Genomic DNA, 1,315 nt, shown 5'->3' with positions numbered 1-1,315 from the left:
CCGCCGACACCACTGCAAGGCCGACTTTTTCAACACAATCGCCCATTAGCAGACGTTCGGCTGGCGGGGTGTTGTTGCCGCGAGACGCGCTTCATCGACGTCATTTACCATCCGTTTACCGCCTGTTAACGCCTGTCCACTCGCGCGGCTTTCGCCCGAGTCAGGGTGGGGTAAGCATATGATAAGAATGTTTGGTGCGGCTTTGGTGGCGTTGCTGGCGGCTGGAGCGGCAGACGCGAGCGTGATTTACACGTTTTCCACAGTCGAGCCATTTGCGGGTGGTGCACTCAATTTTACATACGAAACATCGAGTTACGTGAGCGATCCCATCTTTGTTCAAGCCTCAGGTCTGACCAACGCGACCGCTTCCATACAAAGAATCAGGTTTGACGGAGGTTGTTCAGACGGAGGTGGAGCCGCTTGCGACCAGATCACCGTTTTTTCCGCGACAAACTTCGGCACGAGCATGACCTATCGCTACTTCGCCGATGGCGCGTTCGGAACCGCAAACACCTACAGCGCCTCTAGAGGAGCCGCCGCGACACTGACGGTTGCCGAGGGTGCCGTCCCCGAACCTGCCACGTGGGCGATGTTCATCAGTGGCTTCGGTTTGATTGGCGCAACCATGCGCCGTCGCCAGCGGATCAACGTCAGCTTCGCCTGATCCCCTGACGCATCTTCAGGTGAAGTGAATGACGCTCCGGCTACGGTCGTGAGCGCCTTCGTATGGACGTCCGCTTTCCACCAATCTCGGCCGTTCCGCTCACGTCCGGTTCCGGACGTCAGGGTCTATTTTGGCTGAGCTTGGAAGCTGACACGAAAGCTGCTTATTTCTGCGGATGAACAGCGCTTCCAAACTGATAATAGCTGGACTGGTCTCCGCGGGTATGTTCGCACTCGGATACGACATCGGCGGGAGACAAGCGATAGCTTTTGAACGGAGGCAGGTTGATTGAAACGGGTCAGCTAAGCAGTCACAAGATGCGGTAAGGCGATGGTCCGCAAAAACACACGAGACCCCGCGCACTGTGAACTCGCTTTGGTATGCCCGGAGCATCGCATTCCCGAACAAGAATTGTGTTCAGCTCGTGCTAAAGGGCGGCGTCGGCGGCGAACCAATTTATTGCTACCGGTTCAACAGCGTGACGCCGATCGAGGAATATAGCGACGTGGAATGAGCGAGCGAGTCGGCTTTCGCGCTGCCCTTTCTTAAAAGCGGACCGCCTGCTTCCCACCAATGCTTGCCATTCCGCTTCTGCCCGATTGTGTTGAAAAAGTCGGCCTTGCAGTGGTGTCGGCGGTCTGATTCAATCTT

1 protein-coding gene and 1 pseudogene are annotated in these 1,315 nt (G+C 56.6%); one reads left to right on the top strand and one right to left on the bottom strand.

Translation table 11 applies throughout. From position 1 onward, the window contains the following. Positions 1 to 559: 559 nt before the first annotated feature. Positions 560 to 664, top strand: a pseudogene (locus IFS44_RS23040) (PEPxxWA-CTERM sorting domain-containing protein); the annotation flags it as partial. Positions 665 to 1,126: 462 nt separating this feature from the next. On the opposite strand, the gene IFS44_RS22010 reads toward IFS44_RS23040, so the two are convergent. Continuing rightward, positions 1,127 to 1,315 (bottom strand): hypothetical protein (locus IFS44_RS22010; RefSeq protein WP_206757903.1); only part of this gene is annotated, 189 nt, incomplete at its 5' end.

Source organism: Sphingomonas sp. CFBP 13706 (genome assembly GCF_014842355.1).
Taxonomy (GTDB): Bacteria; Pseudomonadota; Alphaproteobacteria; order Sphingomonadales; family Sphingomonadaceae; genus Sphingomonas; species Sphingomonas aerolata.
Note: the sequence above shows the minus strand (reverse complement) of the source record. Positions and strands in the feature narration are given on the sequence as shown.